This is a genomic window from Teichococcus aestuarii (genome assembly GCF_003116135.1).
GTDB classification, from domain to species: domain Bacteria; phylum Pseudomonadota; class Alphaproteobacteria; order Acetobacterales; family Acetobacteraceae; genus Pseudoroseomonas; species Pseudoroseomonas aestuarii.
Window position 1 is genome coordinate 132,569 of the sequence record NZ_PDOA01000010.1, and the last position, 15,858, is coordinate 148,426.

The window sequence follows — 15,858 nt, forward strand, 5'->3', positions numbered from 1 at the left end:
ATGCTTCGAGGCAGCATGTTGCAGGTTGAGACGGCGGGGGACTCGCTCATAGGGCTTCCAGTCCGCGGAACCGCATCCACGGCCGCCAGGCGCCGTCGCGGCCAAAGGCGACGACGTCGTAGGTCGAGGGCTCCGCGCCCGGCACCTCCATGCCCGGCACGCCGATCGGCATGGCGGGCACGGAAAGCCCAGCAACGCCGTCGGGCCTTTCCTTGAGCAGGCGCCGGATTGCCGCGGCGGGGACATGCCCTTCCATGGCGTAACGACCAGTCTTCCCGGCATGGCAGGAGAGCAGGTCCGAGGGTGTGCCAAGCGCCTGCCGGTATGGCCCGACCGCATCCACGACCTTGTCGTCGACCTCGAAGCCCTCGGCCCGCAAGTGCGCGACCCAGCCACCGCAGCAGCCGCAGGTGCGATCCCGCCAAGCTTCGACCTTGGGCGGCCCGCCACAGGCCGTGGGCAGCAGTGCCAAGCCAAGTAGGCCGCTTGTGAGACCTCGACGGGTGGTGACGATACGCATATTCGCGCTCCTAGGCTGGTCTAGGCAGGATGATGCTGGCGCGCAGCCCCCCGCCTGTGATGTTCTGAAGCGCGACCGACCCGCCATGGCGGCCGACCGCCTGCCGTGCGATGGCCAAGCCGAGGCCGGAGCCGCCAGTGCTGCGGTTGCGGGACTCCTCGAGGCGGTAGAAGGGCTGGAAGACGCTCTCCAGCTGCGCCTCGGGAACCCCCGGCCCAATGTCGTCCACATGAACCACGAGTTCCTGCCCCAGGTCGGACAGGGTCACCCGGGCCGAGAGGCCGTACTTCAGCGCGTTGTCGATGACGTTGGCGAAGGCGCGCTTCAGGGCGATGGCCCGGCAGGGAAGCCGCGCCTGCGAAGGCCCCTCATAGGTCACCGACTTGCCCATGTCCTCAGCGTCGCCGCAGAGGGTCTGGAGCATCGCTGCGATGTCGGCGGACCGGACCTCCTCCTGCTCCTCGTCGCCCCGCAGGTAGGCCAGCGTGGAGGCAATCATGGCATCCATCTCGTCGAGGTCGGCGTCGATCTGCCGTTGCGCCTCGGCGTCGTCCAGGAAGCCCGCGCGCAGGCGCAGCCGTGCCAATGGGGTCCGGAGGTCATGACTGACGGCCGCGAGCGCCTGTGTCCGGTCGGCAATGAGGCGGTCGATGCGCGCCTGCATGCGGTTGAACGCCTGTGCCGCCTGCCGAACCTCGCGGGGTCCCTCCTCGGGCACGGTGACCGTCTGCCCGGGCCTGCCGATGCGGTCGGCCGCGCTGGAAAGCTCCCGCAACGGCCGCGCGATGAGGCGCACGACCAGTAGGCCCAGCACCAAAATGCCGATGGCCATGGCGGTGGTGGAGAGGAGTGTGGCGTGCTCCGGCTGCGCTTGCAGCGGGTCGGCGTGGTACCAGAGATGGCCGCCGTCCGGCAGACTGACCGCACCTTCGGCCTCCAGATGGCCGCTGGCGGTAAGATTCTGGGCCGTCACGGCCCCCACTGCGACACCGGGTCGCCAGCGCACCTGGAAGCCCGGGGAGGACAGTGCCTGGGCCACTGCCTCGCGGGCATCCGGCGGCACCATGCCGATGGCGCGGGCGGCCGCGGCGACCCGCTCGCCAGTGACCTTCTGCTGCGTGCTTCCCAGCAGGATATCGCTGCCTGTTTGGTGCAGCCACAGGCTGCCGACATGGAACGCCATCAAGCCGACCAGCAGCACCAGGATGATGCGGCCAGCCAGGGTGCTGGGGAGCAGCCGCCTCATCGACGCGCGACCGAAGGGACGAACATGTAGCCTGCGCCCCGAACAGTCTTGATGATGGCGGGGCTGTCCGACAGCGGCTCCAGCTTTCTCCGGAGGCGGCTGACCATGACGTCCACCGAGCGGTCGATGCTGCCCGAGATCCGGTTGCGGGCGAGGTCCAGCAACTGGTCGCGCGACAGGACGCGTTGTGGGTGCTCGCAGAAAGCCAGGAGCAGGTCATACTCGCCGCTGGACAGATCAACCGCCGAGCCGTCGGGTGCCGCCAGTTCGCGGCGCCGGGTGTCGAGGAGCCAGTCGGCGAAGACCATCCTGTCGCCGGTGACGAGCCCCGTCCGGGCTGCCCCGGCCTGGGCGCGCCGCAGGACGGCCCGGATCCGGGCCAGGAGTTCTGGACGGCTGAACGGCTTGGGGAGGTAGTCGTCGGCGCCGAGTTCGAGGCCCACCACCCGGTCGGCCTCCTCGCCGCGGGCCGTCACCATGATGATCGGGACCTCGGACCTCGCTCGGAGCATCCGACACAGGTCGAGCCCCGACTGGCCTGGCAGCATCACGTCCAGCAGCACCAGGTCCACCGGGGACAGCGAGATAGTGTCCCACATCTCCGCGCCGTTCCGCGCCCCCGTGACCCGGAAGCCGTTCTGGCGCAGGAACTTGGCGATGAGCGTGCGCATCTCCCCGTCGTCCTCGACGACGAGAATGTGAGCCTCGAGGGGGAGCGGGCTGCCCCGCCCCTCCCGCTCCGTGTCAGGACTGACCGGCGGCACCGGCGAGGACACCCAGCTTCGCCCGTGCCTTCGGAGCCAGGCCGGGGGCGGATGCAGCCTTCGCTGCGAATTCGGTCATGTCAGCGTCTCCCACCACAATCAGGGCCACCATGCCCAGACCAGTGTGGGGCGTGCACTGCACGGGGTAAACGCCGGGCCGGTCGAAGGTCACCGTTGCCTCGCTGTTGAACGGCACGGTGAGCGGCGGCGCGCCCGCAGGCCAAAGCGACTGAATGGGGGCGACGTTGTGACCCTTGTCGGTGGGCTCGAAGCGGACGGAGCCGCCCACCGGGACCCGCACCAGAGCGGGATCGTAGGCGAAGGTGTCGCCTGCCACGGGACCGCGGTTCAACTGGCGGACCGTGGCGGCTGGCTCAGCGGCGCTGGCCAGCCCCGTCATCATCAGCAACGCGACAAGGGTCGTGCGGATCATCATGGTTTTGTCTCGTCTTAGAAGAACAGCCGGATGCCGGTCATGAAGGTCCATCCGCCCACATCCTCACCGTCGTTGCGGGCGTAGCGGGCCGTGTCACCAAGCTTCCGCTCGTAGCTGACGCCGATGTAGGGTGAGACCTCGCGCGTGAACTCGTAGCGCAGGCGCAGCCCGGCCTCGATGTCGTTGATGCCGCTGCCGACGTGAAGTTCGGGCACCTTCTGGAGCGCGAAATTGGCCTCGATGTTGGGCTGGAGCACCAGGCGCTGCGTGATGTAGGCGTCGTAGGACACCTCCGCGCGCGCCGACAGGTCGCCGCGCTCGCTGACAAAACCCTGGAGGTCGACCTCGAACATGCCGGGCGCCAGCCCTTGCAGGCCGATGACGCCGTAGAAGCGGTCCGGCCTGGGGCGGATGTCGTAGCGGACACCGGCCTGGAGGTCCCAGTAATAGCCGATCAGGCGCGAGTAGAGCAGTTGGATCTCGGCGCTCTCGACCCGGCCGTTCCGCGCCGTCTCGCCCTCGGTCTTCAGCCAAACCCGGTTGACGTCGCCGCCATACCAGGCCTGCCCGTCCCAGCGGCCGATGTTGGGGCCGTCCAACCCCCAGCCGTACTCCAGCTTCTCGAACAGCACGGCGCCGGTGAACACCTCGTGGCTGAACGGGGGCTCGGTGCTGTGCGGCATCGCCTGCGCGTGCGCCGGTGCGGCCTGGAGCGCGCCGATGGCCAGGACGGCCGAGGCGGCGGCGGTCAGGATGCTCTTGGTCTTCATGACCGTCACCGCGCCGAAGCCGCCTGGCGTGCCGAGACCACAGATACCTTGCGCATCATCCCAGTCTCCATGTGGTAGAGCATGTGGCAGTGGAAGGCCCAGCCGCCGGGCGCGTCCGCCTCGATGTCGACGTCGAGCGTCGAGCCCGGCTTGATGTTGACGGTGTGCAGCAGCGGATTCTCGGCCCCGTTGCCGACCTGCGGAATCATCCACATGCCGTGCAGGTGCATCGGGTGGCTCATCATCGTCTCGTTGACGAAGCGGAAGCGCGCACGCTCGCCGAGGTGGAGCTGGATGGGCTGCGCTTGGCTGAAGCTGTTGCCGTTGATGGACCAGAAGTACCGCTCCATGTTGCCGGTCAGCCGGATCTCGATGATGCGGGTTGGCTCCCGGACCGGGTAGAGCGGCTTGGCGGCCCGGAGGTTGCGGTAGGACAGAACGCGAGCACCCGGCGGCGCGCCGACATCGTTCACCAGGGGGTCTGGCATCGCCATGGCGCCGTGGTCCATGCCGCCCATGGCACCGGCGCCCGTCGAGCCATGATTCATGCCGGGCATGTTGCCGTGGTTCATCCCGGCCATGGACGAGGGGGCCATGCCCCGCATGCTGGAGTGATCCATCCCGGGCATCGCCGGTTGGTTCATCCCCGACATGGAGGAGTGGCCCATGCCAGCCATGTTTCCATGGTTCATGCCGCCCATGGACTGGCCCTGCATGCCCTGGGAACCCCCGGCGGGCATCTGCATGGCGGAGTGATCCATGCCCCCCATGTCCATCGGCGCGACGTGGCCCGGGGCGTCAACCTCCGGCATCGGTGTGCCGCGGTCCAGTCCGCTGGGCCCGTAGTTCATGCCCATGTCGGCCATGGTCAGAACCGGGCGCGGACGGTGCGGCGGCAGAGGCAGGGCGGGCAGGCCTTCCCGCGTGGCCAGGCTGAACTGCGCGAAGCCCTGGCGGCCCATGGATTCCGCCAGCACCTGGTACTGGCGCCCGTCGCGCGGGCGGACCAGGACGTCGAAGGTCTCTGCCGGTGCGATGCGGAACTCATCCACGGTGACGGGGCGGACGTTGTTGCCATGCGCCTGCACCACGGTCATCTCGAGGCCGGGGACGCGCACGTCGAAGTGGGTCATGGCGCCGCTGTTGATGAAGCGCAGGCGCACCGTCTCGCCGGGCCGGAAGAGCGCCGTGAAGTTCTGTGCCGGAGTGTGGCCGTTGACCAGGTAGGTGTAGCCGCCGACATCCTCGATGTCGGTCGGGTCCATCCGCATGTCGCCCCACATGACGCGGTCGGAGACGATGGCTGACCGCGCGGCGCCGTCCGGCGCCCGGCGGAGTTCGCCGACCAGGCTGGCCAGGGTGCGCTTGTTGTAGTTGTAGTAGCCGGGATCGCGCTTGAGGTTGGCGATGACGTGGCTCGGCGTCTCGTCCGTCCAGTCCGACAACTGGACGATGTAGTCGCGGTCGTAGCCGAAGGGTTCCGGCGTCGCGGGGTCGATGACGATGGAGCCGTAGATGCCGGACTGCTCCTGCACGCCCGAATGGCTGTGGTACCAGTAGGTGCCAGCCTGGACGAGCGGGAAGCGGTATTGGTGCGTCCCGCCCGCGTCGATGCCCTGGAAGCCGTCGCTGATGCCCGGTACGCCGTCCTGGCTGCTCGGCAGGATCAGGCCGTGCCAGTGGATCGAGGTGTGCTCGCGCAGCCGGTTGGTGACGTTGATCACCACCTCCTCGCCCTCGCGGAAGCGCAGGACGGGACCCGGGATCTGCCCGTTGATGGCCATGGCCGGGCGGCGGCGCCCGGTGATGTTGGCCGTCACGTGCGACAGGGTCAGGTTGAACTCGCGCGGCATCGCCCGGCCGACGGCGGGCTGCGCCGAGGCGCCGGACGCGGCCGGGAACGCCAGGGCGGCGACCCCGAGGCCCAGGGCCCGCCGCCTGCTCAGCTTGTCATTGGTCATCGTTCGGTCCCCTTGGCCACGTCCACTGCGGGCTGGTCTTGCCGGTCAGCGCGAGAAGGTGACGTTGCCCACCATTCCGGACTCGTAGTGGCCCGGGATGTTGCAGGCGAACTCCAGGCTGGTGGCCCTGGTGAACTTGAAGACCATCTCCCCCGTCTTGCCGGGGTCGACCAGAACGGCGTTCGGGTCATCGTGGCGCATCGCGCCGTGATCCATGCCGCCGTGTCCCATGGCGCCATGGTTCATGCCCGGCATCCTGGAGTGGTCCATGCCAGCCATGGCATCCTTGCTGGTCGCCGACATCATGCCGCTGTCGAACATGGCCCGCATCTCGCGCTGGTGCTGCTGGTGCATGACGGCGGTGCCGATGTTGAACTCGTGCAGGAGCTCGCCAGCGTTGCGCACCCGGAAGCGGACGGTCTCCCCGGCCCGGACCTGGATGCGCTGCGGCTGGTAGCTGTTGTCCCGCATGACGATGTCGATCGTCCGCCTGACGTCCTGGGCACGGCCACGGGTGCCGAATGCCTGGTAGGCCGAGTCCGCAGAGGCAGGCTGAATCTGGGCCGCAGCGATGGCGGCCAGGATGGCGGCCGCGATGGAGGTGGCAAGGCGCATCGGTGAGCTTCCCCGGTCTGTGCAAGCAGGGGCAGGTCGGTGGCCTGCCGCGTGAACTCGATGCGGCCAAGATGGCCTCCGAGTGCGAGCCCGAGATTGCCCAAGTGTGACAAGATATTTCAGGTGAGGGAGCGCAGCGCGGTTCGTGACATGGGCCTGCCCACAGCGGCACGGTGTCCAGCCTGCCACTCAAACCTTCACCGTGAGGGGGACAGATCGCGCTACAGGTGACCGGGCTAAGGCGGGGTTGATCCAGGAAGCGACCTGCCCACCCAATCCCTGAACCTCGACAATCTGGGTGCAGCCAGCCTGGCGGTAGGCTCTGTTCAGGCACCCCCCCTGAAAGTGGAGGAGGCTCAGATATCAACTTGTAGTGACGATTCCGTCGTGTATTTTCCGCGGCCAAGTTCGTCTTCCGACCAAGGTGCAAGGCCGCTGGCTTTGCTGATAACGGCTGAGTCCCTGCTGTCAGGCGCCGTTTGCCCGAGGGTTTAGGGAAACGTCGTCGACGGAGCGCACCTTGTCGCAGCCTATGCCTTATTGGCAGAGCCAGCCGAGATACGATGGAGGGGTCTACGACCTGACCCATCTCCAGCCATGGAACACCACCATCTTGGCGCCCGGCTCACCCGGCCCTGAAGGTTCGGCGGGCAGTGAGAAGGTTCGGATGCCCATTTGCTTCAAGTTCAGCTATCACTGCTGCACGGACAAGGATTCGACAAGGCTTGGCTTGGGAGACCTTGTGGTTGAAAGCGAGCGGCCGGAAGAGAGGCGGCGCCTGTGTCCAGTTCGCTGGTTTGCCAGCCGGAACCTGAAGGAAACGTTGAGAAGCGCCATGAGCGGGCGCTTGGCGCCCATCAACAACTATCAGTGGGTACTCCACACAAAGCTGCCTGGCATTTCGCACACTTGGATCGTTTTCCTGAAGTTCATGCCTGGCCCGCCCAACGGCTGCGCTATCGCTAGCGTGGAAACGTCTTACCTCACCGGCGACCCGATAAAGGGCGGGAGAGAGGAGAACTTCGCGTACATTGCTCATAGGACGCGTCAGACGGGACAGCTCTACGGCGTCAGATAGCCCGAAAAAGCTTTGGGGCCAGACCCGTCGGCCTGACCCCTCCGCAACACTTCCGTGTAAATAGATACCCAATTTGATCCGCGATAGTGCCGCAGATACCTGCTTCCACAGGCTGGGGCACCCGTTAGGATTGAACCAAGTGGCTCAAACCAGCGTTCCAAGTGCAGTCTGAAGGTATGTTCAGTTAGCCTCAGCGTCAAGAGGTGAGGCCCCCAAGCGCAAGTAATCCCCCTTAAACCCGTATGAACGCGGGTACCTGTGGTCCTTGCTTGAACTGCGTCTGCCTCCCCAGGAGAACCACGCGAGCACCATGGCTCCGTTGGGCCTGGGGCGTGGCGCTCGGTGGCTCCGGCGTGGCGACATGCTTGAGTGGCGGCACTTCCCGCTCATCGTCCTGGAGCGCCGTCCCTCCGCCCCGAAGGCGTTCGTGCCGGTCAGGGTGAGCCATGTCGGTTTCTGGGAAGTGGCTTGCACTGAAGGTCCGGCTGCTGTGGGCGCACAGCCGTCATGGCCGGGTCTGGCCGGGCACGGACAGGCCGCTTCCGGGGTAGGCTCGCCTGGGAAGCAGACACCTGCTTCATGCGGCGAAGCACTCCGCATGAGCTTGACTGCGCCAACATATCGGCGATACTCGATATATGGAATCGGAAGACGCCCTCGCGTGCCTTGGCGCCCTGTCACAGTCGACCCGGCTGGAGACCTTCCGGTTGCTGGTGCGCCATGAGCCCGAGGGCCTGCCTGCGGGCGAGGTCGCCCGACAGCTCGAGGTTCCCCAAAACACGATGTCCACGCACCTGGCGGTGCTGACGCGCGCTGGCCTGCTTCGTTCCGAGCGCCACAGCCGGTCCATCGTCTACCGGGCCGATGCCGAGCGCCTGCGGGAGATGATGCTGTTCCTCGTCAAGGACTGCTGCGGCGGACGCGCCGACCTGTGCCAGCCCCTGGTCGCCGACCTGCTTCCCTGCTGCCCGCCCGAGAAGGCCACCCCATGAGCGACGTCACCATCTACCACAACCCGGCTTGCGGGACGTCCCGCAATACGCTGGCCCTCATCCGCAACAGCGGCGAGGAGCCGAAGGTTATCGAGTACCTGAAGACGCCGCCGACGCGGGAGGTGCTGGCCGACCTCATCCGGCGCATGGGCGTCCCGGTGCGCGACGTCCTGCGCCAGAAGGGCACACCCTACGAAGAGCTTGGCCTTGGCGATCCGTCCTTTACGGACGACCAGTTGCTCGACGCCATGGTGGCGCACCCCATCCTCATCAACCGTCCCATCGTGGTGACACCGCTCGGCGCGAAGCTGTGCAGGCCGTCCGAGGCGGTGCTCGACATCCTGCCGAACCCGCAGCAGGGCGCCTTCACCAAGGAGGACGGCGAGAAGGTCGTCGGTGAACCGGGCCACCGCCTGATCTGAGTCGGGCGCCCGCGCCCTCCCATTCCGGGGACCGACGAGCCAAGCCGCTGACCATCGCTGACAGCGGATGGTCCGGCGCGCCCTGACGCCCGAGAGAACACGCCCTTCATGCTGGCCCTGGCCATCTTCGTCCTCACTCTCGTCCTGGTCATCTGGCAGCCACGCGGTATCGGCATCGGCTGGAGCGCCATGGGCGGCGCCGTGCTGGCGCTCCTGACGGGCGTCATCGGCTGGGCCGATGTCCCTGTGGTCTGGGACATCGTCTGGGACGCCACCTTCACCTTCGTGGCGCTGATCATCATCTCGCTTCTGCTGGACGAGGCCGGGTTCTTCCAGTGGGCCGCGCTGCACGTGGCGCGCTGGGGCGGCGGAAACGGGCGGCGGCTGTTTCCGCTTGTCGTGGTGCTGGGCGCGCTCATCGCTGCCTTCTTCGCCAATGACGGCGCCGCCCTGCTGCTGACGCCCATCGTCATGGCCATCCTGCTGCGGCTGAACTTCTCCGCAGGCGCCACGCTCGCCTTTATCGTCGCCTGCGGCTTCGTGGCCGACACCACCAGCCTGCCGCTGGTGATCTCCAACCTCGTCAACATCGTCTCGGCCAACTATTTCGGCATCGGCTTCGACCGCTATGCGGCGGTGATGGTGCCGGTGAACCTGGTGGCGCTGGTGGCAACACTCGGCGTGCTCTGGGCCTACTATGGCCGCCAGGTGCCCGCGAGCTATGCGTTGGACCGACTGGAGCGGCCCGGCGCCGCCATCCGCGACCACCTCGTCTTCCGGGCGGCCTTTCCGCTGCTTGCGGTGCTGCTGCTGGCCTATTTCGTCCTGGCACCGCTTGGCGTGCCGGTGGCGGCCGTGACCGGCGCCGCAGCGCTCCTCCTGCTGGTGCTGGCCGGGCGCTGGCACCGGGGAGGGCAGGGCGCCCTTGTCTCCATCCGCAAGGTACTAGGCGAGGCTCCCTGGCAGATCGTCGTGTTTTCGCTCGGCATGTACCTGGTGGTCTATGGCCTGCGGAACGCCGGGCTGACGGACCATCTGGCTGGCGCACTGGAATGGCTGGCCGGGCATGGCCTCTGGGCCGCCACCATCGGCACGGGCGTCGGCGCCGCGCTGATCTCCTCCGTGATGAACAACATGCCGAGCGTGCTGGTGGGCGCCCTGGCTATCGAGCAGGCGCGGGGCATCCCGCTCGCCATCCGCGAGGCGATGGTCTACGCCAACGTCATCGGCTGCGACCTGGGGCCCAAATTCACCCCCATCGGCAGCCTGGCGACGTTGCTCTGGCTGCATGTGCTGTCGCGCAAGGGCACTACCATCACCTGGGGGCAATACATGAAGGTCGGCCTCGTCATCACGCCTCCGGTGCTTCTGGCCGTGCTGGCCGCCCTGGCGCTTTGGCTGCCCGTGGTGGGTACGCCGTGAGCAACACGACCAAGCGCGCCATCCGTCCGTTCCTGACGACGGGGAGACCCTAATGCCATCCGACCTCGACCTCACGCTGCCCAACGTTGCCGACGACCATCTGCAGATGCCGAATCTCACCCGGCTCGGCATTCCCGGCGCCAGCACGCACCCACCGCGCATCCTGCTGCTCTACGGCTCGCTGCGGGAGCGGTCCTACAGCCGGTTCCTGACGCTGGAGGCCGTGCGCATCCTCCGCCGCCTCGGCGCCGAGACGCGGGTCTTCGACCCCCGCGACCTGCCGGTGGTCGACAGCGTACCCGCCGACCACCCCAAGGTGGCGGAACTCCGAGAGTTGTCCCTGTGGTCCGAGGGCCAGGTTTGGTGCAGCCCGGAGCGGCACGGCGCCGTCACCGGCATCCTGAAGAACCAGATCGACTGGCTGCCGCTGGAGAGCCGCGGCGTCCGTCCGACCCAGGGGCGCATGCTGGCGGTGATGCAGGTCTCCGGCGGCAGCCAGAGCTTCAACAGCGTCAACACCCTGCGCCTGCTCGGGCGCTGGATGCGGATGATCACCATCCCCAACCAATCCTCCGTGCCCAAAGCGCATGAGCAGTTCGACGAGGCGGGACGCATGCTGCCGGGGCCGCTCTATGACCGCGTCGTCGACGTCATGGAGGAACTGGTGAAGTTCACCCTGCTGACTCGTGACATTTCGAGCCACCTGACCGACCGCTACAGCGAGCGCAAGGAGCGGGCGGAGAAGCAGGCCAAGGCGGACTTGGCTAAGCTCTCGGGCGCCGTCGGATAGGCGCTGGAGCTCTCGTGCGGACAGTAGGCAAGAGAGGACAACCTCTGCTCGTGAACGGATAAAGACGTTTCCACTGACACCAAGCCCACGAGAAGGCCGGGCTCAGGTAGCTGACAGGATTGTTGGTGCGGCGCGTTATTGTTAACGAGAGTTAATCTCAGCTACCCGTCCACCGGGAAAGGCCCGCCATGACAAACACGAACTCCGTCACCTATCCCGCCATGCCCACGCTTCGCCGCCGCCACGCGCTCGCGCTGCTCGGCGCGGCTGGCTTTGCCCTGCGGACTGCACCGGCGCGTGCCGCCGCGGTGGAGAAGAGCGTGAAGCTGGCGCCCGGCCTCTGCGAACTGGTTGTCAGCACCACCACAGGCCTTGTGCATGTGGCGAGCACCGGCCCGCGCGGCGCCGACGACGCCAAGATCCTTGGCCTGGATCCGCGTACCCTGGAGGTCCGCTCCACCATCGAGCTCGGCGCGAACACAGCTTTCGGCCTCGGCGTGAACGACAGCACCGGCATGCTGTTCGGCACCGGCACGCGCAAAGGCAGGGTGCTCGCCATTGACCTCCGCACCGGCAAGGTCAAGACGGAGATCGGCGAGGGCGAGAACAACCATCCGCGGCAGGTCGTCGTGGACGAGGCGCGCAACCGCGCCTTCGTCTCCAACTTCGGCTTCCGGGAGAAGCCGAGCGCCGTGTGGGTGGTGGACACGGCTGCCAACACCCTCGCCAGCGTCATCACGGAAGGGCTGGAAGGGGGTATCTCGGGCCTTACCCATGACCCTGCGGGAGACCGGGTCTTCGTGGCCGCCTTGCAGACGAACGAGGTGGTGGAAGTGAGCCTTGCCCGCCGCGCCGGGGTGCGCCGCTTCGCCTCCGGCGGGGACGGGCCAATCAACTTGGCCTTCCACGCCGCCAGCGGGCGCCTGTTCTGCACCAACCAGAAGAGCGGCCAACTGGCCGTGCTGGATGCCGCGTCCGGCCAGCCGGTCAAGGTGCTGGAGACAGGTGCGGGCGCGCTGGCCGTCACCTTCTCGACCGACGGTGCGCTGGCCTATGTCACCAACCGTGGGGCTGGCACGGTCAGCCTGGTGGACACGCGCGCGCTGACCGTGCTGGCGAGCCTGCAGACCGGCACGCACCCGAACACCGTGGCCGTGGATCGGCGCACGGGGCTCGCCTATGTCAGCAACAAAGCCCGCTCGGCGCCGCGTCCTGCCCAGGGCCAGCCTCCGGCCCCGGCGCCCGAGGACCCGAACGGTGACACGGTGAGCCTGATCCGCGCCTAAGATCATGGCCGTTCCGGCGGGCAACCGCTGAAACGGCCCGGAGTGGACACGGCTGGGAAGAGCCGTGTGAACGGTCAGGCGCCAGTGCTGGGACCGAGGGCTTCGATGATGCGGCACTCCGCCACCTTGCCGTGGCGGCACTGTCCGATGAGGGAATCCAGTTCGCGGCGCAGTGCCTGGAGGTCGGCAATCTTCCGGTCCACATCCTCCAGGTGCTCGCTGGCGATGACGTCCACCGCGTCGCAGGAGCGCTCGCGGTCCTCGGCCAAGTCGAGCAGTGTGCGGATCTGATCCAGCGAGAAGCCGAGGTCCCGCGCACGCCGGATGAAGCTCAGGCGGCCAAGGTGGGCCTCGCCGTAGGTCCGGTAGTTCCCGGCGCTGCGGGCCGGGGCCGGGAGCAGCCCCACACGCTCATACCAGCGAATGGTTTCCACCTTCGTCCCGGTCGCCCTGGCGAGAGCGCCGATGTTCAGCAAGTTCTCCAAAGACATCACCTTGACCCTGTAGCGACTACAGGGTCTATATAAGACGTCATCAGTTCCCCGCAACCAGCGGGGACCCACCTGCGAAGGAGGCAAGCGATGGCGAATGGTGACACGGCAGCAGGAACATCGGTCGACCTGCGTTACCGGGTGGAGGGCATGGATTGCTCCGGCTGCGCCCTGAAGATCGAGGGTGCGGTCGAGCAGATCGGCGGCGCCGAGGACATCCAGGTCAACTACAAGACGCAGACCCTGGAGTTCCGCCTGAATGAGGCGACCACGCCACGCTCGGCCGTCGAGGAGAAGATCCGCGGTCTGGGCTACGGTGTCGCGGCCCTGGCGTAACCAACAGGAACAGGATGACAGCCATGGCTGACGGCGGAACGGCTCAACTAGCCCCCAAGTCCAGGGCGGCCCTGCGATACCACGTGGAGGGCATGGACTGCCCGTCCTGCGCCTCGAAGATCGAAACTGCCGTTGGCCGCTTCGGCGGGGCCGAGGACATCCGGGTCAACTACCACAGCCAGGTCCTGGCCTTCCGGCTGGACGAGGCGGCGACCCCGCGTTCGTCCGTCGAGGAGGGGATCCGCAAGCTCGGCTACGGCGTCGCCCCGGTCGAGGCGCCGCGGGTGGTCGCGGGCGAGCCTGGCGCGGTCGCCGCCGACGTACCGCTCGTTCGCCCACGCCAGCCCTGGTGGAAGGGGAAGAAGGCGCGGCTTGCCGCGGCGATCGGCGCCCTCATGGTGGCCGGGTTCGCCGCTTCGCTCGCCGTCCCGTCGCTGGACCACTGGGCCTACGTACCCGCCGCCCTGATCGGGCTCGTCTTTTTCGGCAGGAAGGCCATCGCCGCGGCGCGCGCCGGTTCGCCCTTCAGCATCGAGATGCTGATGTCGATCGCCACTGTCGGCGCCATCGCCATCGGAGCAACCTCCGAGGCGGCCGTGGTGGTGTTCCTGTTCACTGTCGGCGAACTCCTGGAGGGCATCGCGGCCGGGCGCGCCCGCGCGGGGATCGAGGCGCTCGGCGCCCTGGTGCCGAGGACCGCGCTGCGCATCGAAGACGGCACGGCACGGGAGGTGCCCGCCGCCAGCCTCAAGGTCGGCGACCTCGTCCTGGTCCGCCCGGGTGACCGCGTCTCCGCCGACGGCGATGTGGCCGAGGGCGAATCCGAGGTCGACGAGAGCCCGGTGACCGGTGAGTCTATCCCCGTTCCCAAGGCGGAGGGCGCCCCTGTCTTCGCGGGCAGCATCAATGCCTCCGGTGCGCTCCAGGTCCGGGTGACGAAGCCTGCCTCCGACAACACAATCGCCCGCATCATCCGCCTGGTGGAGGAGGCGCAGGACGCCAAGGCGCCGACCGCCCGCTTCATCGAGCGGTTCTCGGCCATCTACACGCCGATCGCAGTTGCCGTGGCGGCCCTGGTTGTCGTCGCGCCGCCGCTTATCGTCGGCGCGGACTGGGACACCTGGATCTACCGCGGCCTGGCGCTGCTGCTGGTCGCCTGCCCCTGCGCCCTCGTCCTCTCGACGCCCGCGGCCATCGCCTCCGGCCTCGCCGTCGGCACCCGGCGGGGCCTGCTGGTGAAAGGCGGCGGCGCCCTGGAGACCATCGGCCGGATCCGCGCCGTCGCCTTCGACAAGACCGGCACCCTGACCGAGGGACGCCCGCGCGTGACCGACCTCCTCGCCCTGTCTGGCTCGGAACGCACGATGCTTGGCCTCGCCGCCGCGGTGGAGAACGGCTCCAGCCATCCGCTCGGCCGCGCCATCCTGGAGCGGGCGGACGCGGACGGCATCCCGCTCCGCCCGGCCAAGGAGTCCCGCGCCATCCCCGGCAAGGCCGTCGAAGCCGTCGTGACCGGCAAGCGCGTGACGGTCGGCTCACCCACCTACGCTGCCGCTCAGGCGCCGCTCACGGCTGACGCAACGCGGACGGTCGCCGAGTGGGAGAATCAAGGAAAGACCGTGGTCGTCGTCTCTGTGGACGGCGCGCCCACTGGCCTGGTCGCGGTGCGCGACGAGCCCCGGCCGGACGCGGCCGCGGGCATCCGGGCGCTCGACGCCCTCGGCGTCGAGGCCGTCATGCTGACCGGCGACAACGTCCGCACGGGTCAGGCCATCGCCGGAGCGCTCGGCCTCAAGGTGAAGGCGGGGCTGCTGCCGGAGGACAAGCTGCGCGAGATCGGCGCCCTCAAGGCAAAGGCGCCCGTGGCCATGGTCGGCGACGGCATCAACGACGCGCCCGCGCTCGCCGCCGCCTCGGTCGGCATCGCCATGGGTGGCGGGACCGACGTGGCCTTGGAGACCGCCGACGCGGCGCTGCTGAACAGCCGTGTCGTGGACGTGGCCGCCCTGGTCGGGCTGTCGCGCGCGACTCTGGCCAACATCCACCAGAACGTGGCCATCGCCCTCGGCCTCAAGGCGGTCTTCCTGGTGACGACGGTGGTCGGCATCACCGGCCTCTGGCCCGCCGTGCTGGCCGACACCGGCGCCACGGTGCTGGTGACCCTCAACGCCATGCGCCTGCTCGGGTACCGCTTCAAGGGCATGGCGCATGGCTGAGGGCCTGCTTAGGGCGCGGCTCGCCTGGACCTGGGGCGCGGGGACGGCCGCGCTGGCCTTCGCGCTGGACCAGGCGACGAAGTGGTGGGTGCTGGCCCATCTCATGGATCCGCCCCGCGTCATCCCCGTCACCCCGTTCTTCAACCTGGTGCTGGCATGGAACCGGGGCGTCAGCTTCGGCCTGCTGTCGGCGGACCACCCCGCGACGCCCTGGCTCCTGTCCTCCCTCGCGCTCGCCGTCATCGCAGGCCTCGTCGTCTGGACGACGCGCGACCGGCGCCCCGGGATGGCGGCTTCGATCGGGTTCATCGTCGGTGGCGCCCTGGGAAACGTCGTCGACCGGCTGCGGCACGGCGCCGTGACGGACTTCCTGGACTTCCACGTGGCTGGCTACCACTGGCCCGCCTTCAACCTCGCCGACAGCGCGATCTTCGTCGGCGTTGCGCTCCTGCTCCTCGTCAGCGGGCGGCGCGAACCGGCGGGCGCGCCGACCTCCGTGGCGCGACCCTGAGG

The 15,858-nt window shown here is 68.2% G+C and carries 16 protein-coding genes; 8 read left to right on the plus strand and 8 right to left on the minus strand.

The annotated features are described in order from the left end of the window. Window positions 1–46: 46 nt before the first annotated feature. From CR165_RS15420 to CR165_RS15450, 7 genes are read right to left on the minus strand one after another with little or no spacing between them, the layout of a single operon-like run. Window positions 47–520: a DUF411 domain-containing protein gene (locus CR165_RS15420; RefSeq protein ID WP_109517865.1), complete on the minus strand. Its 474-nt coding sequence runs from the start codon at window positions 518–520 to the stop codon at window positions 47–49. Window positions 521–530: 10 nt separating this feature from the next. Continuing rightward, a complete protein-coding gene (locus CR165_RS15425) occupies window positions 531–1,766 on the minus strand; it encodes an ATP-binding protein (RefSeq protein ID WP_109517866.1) in 1,236 nt (411 codons plus the stop codon). Then, a complete protein-coding gene (locus CR165_RS15430) occupies window positions 1,763–2,530 on the minus strand; it encodes a response regulator (RefSeq protein ID WP_109517881.1) in 768 nt (255 codons plus the stop codon). The genes CR165_RS15425 and CR165_RS15430 overlap by 4 nt, the downstream gene beginning before the upstream one ends. Continuing rightward, on the minus strand, window positions 2,511–3,017 hold the full coding sequence (locus CR165_RS15435; protein WP_109517867.1) for a plastocyanin/azurin family copper-binding protein: 507 nt from the start codon (window positions 3,015–3,017) through the stop codon (window positions 2,511–2,513). Before CR165_RS15435 ends, CR165_RS15430 begins: the two co-directional genes overlap by 20 nt. Further along, window positions 2,981–3,736: a copper resistance protein B gene (locus CR165_RS15440; RefSeq protein ID WP_109517882.1), complete on the minus strand. Its 756-nt coding sequence runs from the start codon at window positions 3,734–3,736 to the stop codon at window positions 2,981–2,983. The genes CR165_RS15435 and CR165_RS15440 overlap by 37 nt, the downstream gene beginning before the upstream one ends. A gap of 5 nt (window positions 3,737–3,741) precedes the next feature. Continuing rightward, window positions 3,742–5,697, minus strand: a complete 1,956-nt coding sequence (locus CR165_RS15445) for a copper resistance system multicopper oxidase (protein WP_109517868.1) — start codon at window positions 5,695–5,697, stop codon at window positions 3,742–3,744. 45 nt (window positions 5,698–5,742) lie between these two features. Beyond that, the gene (locus CR165_RS15450) at window positions 5,743–6,312 is read right to left on the minus strand and encodes a cupredoxin domain-containing protein (RefSeq protein WP_099095904.1); all 570 of its coding nucleotides are present in this window, start codon (window positions 6,310–6,312) and stop codon (window positions 5,743–5,745) included. Window positions 6,313–8,028: 1,716 nt separating this feature from the next. Between CR165_RS15450 and CR165_RS15460 the strand changes: the two genes are divergently transcribed. From CR165_RS15460 to CR165_RS15480, 5 genes are all read left to right on the plus strand, one after another. Next, complete coding sequence (locus tag CR165_RS15460) at window positions 8,029–8,382, plus strand: ArsR/SmtB family transcription factor (RefSeq protein ID WP_099095906.1); 354 nt, start codon at window positions 8,029–8,031, stop codon at window positions 8,380–8,382. Beyond that, window positions 8,379–8,804 (plus strand): arsenate reductase (glutaredoxin), encoded by a 426-nt coding sequence (arsC, locus tag CR165_RS15465; protein ID WP_109517869.1) that lies wholly within the window; start codon window positions 8,379–8,381, stop codon window positions 8,802–8,804. The genes CR165_RS15460 and arsC overlap by 4 nt, the downstream gene beginning before the upstream one ends. Before the next feature lie 108 nt (window positions 8,805–8,912). Then, window positions 8,913–10,226, plus strand: a complete 1,314-nt coding sequence (locus CR165_RS15470; RefSeq protein WP_099095908.1) for an arsenic transporter — start codon at window positions 8,913–8,915, stop codon at window positions 10,224–10,226. A gap of 52 nt (window positions 10,227–10,278) precedes the next feature. Then, window positions 10,279–11,016, plus strand: a complete 738-nt coding sequence (gene arsH, locus CR165_RS15475) for an arsenical resistance protein ArsH (RefSeq protein ID WP_099095909.1) — start codon at window positions 10,279–10,281, stop codon at window positions 11,014–11,016. A 188-nt stretch (window positions 11,017–11,204) separates the two neighbouring features. After that, the gene (locus CR165_RS15480; RefSeq protein ID WP_007002456.1) at window positions 11,205–12,302 is read left to right on the plus strand and encodes a YncE family protein; all 1,098 of its coding nucleotides are present in this window, start codon (window positions 11,205–11,207) and stop codon (window positions 12,300–12,302) included. Between the two features lie 74 nt (window positions 12,303–12,376). Here the strand turns inward: CR165_RS15480 and CR165_RS15485 are convergent, their stop codons facing one another. Beyond that, complete coding sequence (locus tag CR165_RS15485) at window positions 12,377–12,793, minus strand: MerR family transcriptional regulator (RefSeq protein WP_007002455.1); 417 nt, start codon at window positions 12,791–12,793, stop codon at window positions 12,377–12,379. 90 nt (window positions 12,794–12,883) lie between these two features. Here CR165_RS15485 and CR165_RS15490 point away from each other — a divergent pair, with 90 nt between their 5' ends. The 3 genes from CR165_RS15490 to lspA are packed head-to-tail and all read left to right on the plus strand — an operon-like array spanning window position 12,884 to window position 15,856. After that, window positions 12,884–13,129, plus strand: a complete 246-nt coding sequence (locus tag CR165_RS15490; protein ID WP_007002454.1) for a heavy-metal-associated domain-containing protein — start codon at window positions 12,884–12,886, stop codon at window positions 13,127–13,129. Window positions 13,130–13,152: 23 nt separating this feature from the next. Next, on the plus strand, window positions 13,153–15,345 hold the full coding sequence (locus CR165_RS15495; RefSeq protein WP_442970744.1) for a heavy metal translocating P-type ATPase: 2,193 nt from the start codon (window positions 13,153–13,155) through the stop codon (window positions 15,343–15,345). Continuing rightward, complete coding sequence (gene lspA / locus CR165_RS15500; protein WP_007002452.1) at window positions 15,338–15,856, plus strand: signal peptidase II; 519 nt, start codon at window positions 15,338–15,340, stop codon at window positions 15,854–15,856. Before CR165_RS15495 ends, lspA begins: the two co-directional genes overlap by 8 nt. Window positions 15,857–15,858 lie beyond the last annotated feature (2 nt).

What these genes read in the sequence shown, in the direction of transcription:
- CR165_RS15420 (WP_109517865.1), bottom strand. Translation starts at nt 520, where the DNA reads ATGCGTATCGTCACCACCCGTCGAGGTCTCACAAGCGGCCTACTTGGC.
- CR165_RS15425 (WP_109517866.1), bottom strand. Translation starts at nt 1,766, where the DNA reads ATGAGGCGGCTGCTCCCCAGCACCCTGGCTGGCCGCATCATCCTGGTG.
- CR165_RS15435 (WP_109517867.1), bottom strand. Translation starts at nt 3,017, where the DNA reads ATGGACCTTCATGACCGGCATCCGGCTGTTCTTCTAAGACGAGACAAA.
- CR165_RS15440 (WP_109517882.1), bottom strand. Translation starts at nt 3,736, where the DNA reads ATGAAGACCAAGAGCATCCTGACCGCCGCCGCCTCGGCCGTCCTGGCC.
- CR165_RS15445 (WP_109517868.1), bottom strand. Translation starts at nt 5,697, where the DNA reads ATGACCAATGACAAGCTGAGCAGGCGGCGGGCCCTGGGCCTCGGGGTC.
- CR165_RS15450 (WP_099095904.1), bottom strand. Translation starts at nt 6,312, where the DNA reads ATGCGCCTTGCCACCTCCATCGCGGCCGCCATCCTGGCCGCCATCGCT.
- CR165_RS15460 (WP_099095906.1), top strand. Translation starts at nt 8,029, where the DNA reads ATGGAATCGGAAGACGCCCTCGCGTGCCTTGGCGCCCTGTCACAGTCG.
- arsC (WP_109517869.1), top strand. Translation starts at nt 8,379, where the DNA reads ATGAGCGACGTCACCATCTACCACAACCCGGCTTGCGGGACGTCCCGC.
- CR165_RS15470 (WP_099095908.1), top strand. Translation starts at nt 8,913, where the DNA reads ATGCTGGCCCTGGCCATCTTCGTCCTCACTCTCGTCCTGGTCATCTGG.
- arsH (WP_099095909.1), top strand. Translation starts at nt 10,279, where the DNA reads ATGCCATCCGACCTCGACCTCACGCTGCCCAACGTTGCCGACGACCAT.
- CR165_RS15480 (WP_007002456.1), top strand. Translation starts at nt 11,205, where the DNA reads ATGACAAACACGAACTCCGTCACCTATCCCGCCATGCCCACGCTTCGC.
- CR165_RS15485 (WP_007002455.1), bottom strand. Translation starts at nt 12,793, where the DNA reads ATGTCTTTGGAGAACTTGCTGAACATCGGCGCTCTCGCCAGGGCGACC.
- CR165_RS15490 (WP_007002454.1), top strand. Translation starts at nt 12,884, where the DNA reads ATGGCGAATGGTGACACGGCAGCAGGAACATCGGTCGACCTGCGTTAC.
- CR165_RS15495 (WP_442970744.1), top strand. Translation starts at nt 13,153, where the DNA reads ATGGCTGACGGCGGAACGGCTCAACTAGCCCCCAAGTCCAGGGCGGCC.
- lspA (WP_007002452.1), top strand. Translation starts at nt 15,338, where the DNA reads ATGGCTGAGGGCCTGCTTAGGGCGCGGCTCGCCTGGACCTGGGGCGCG.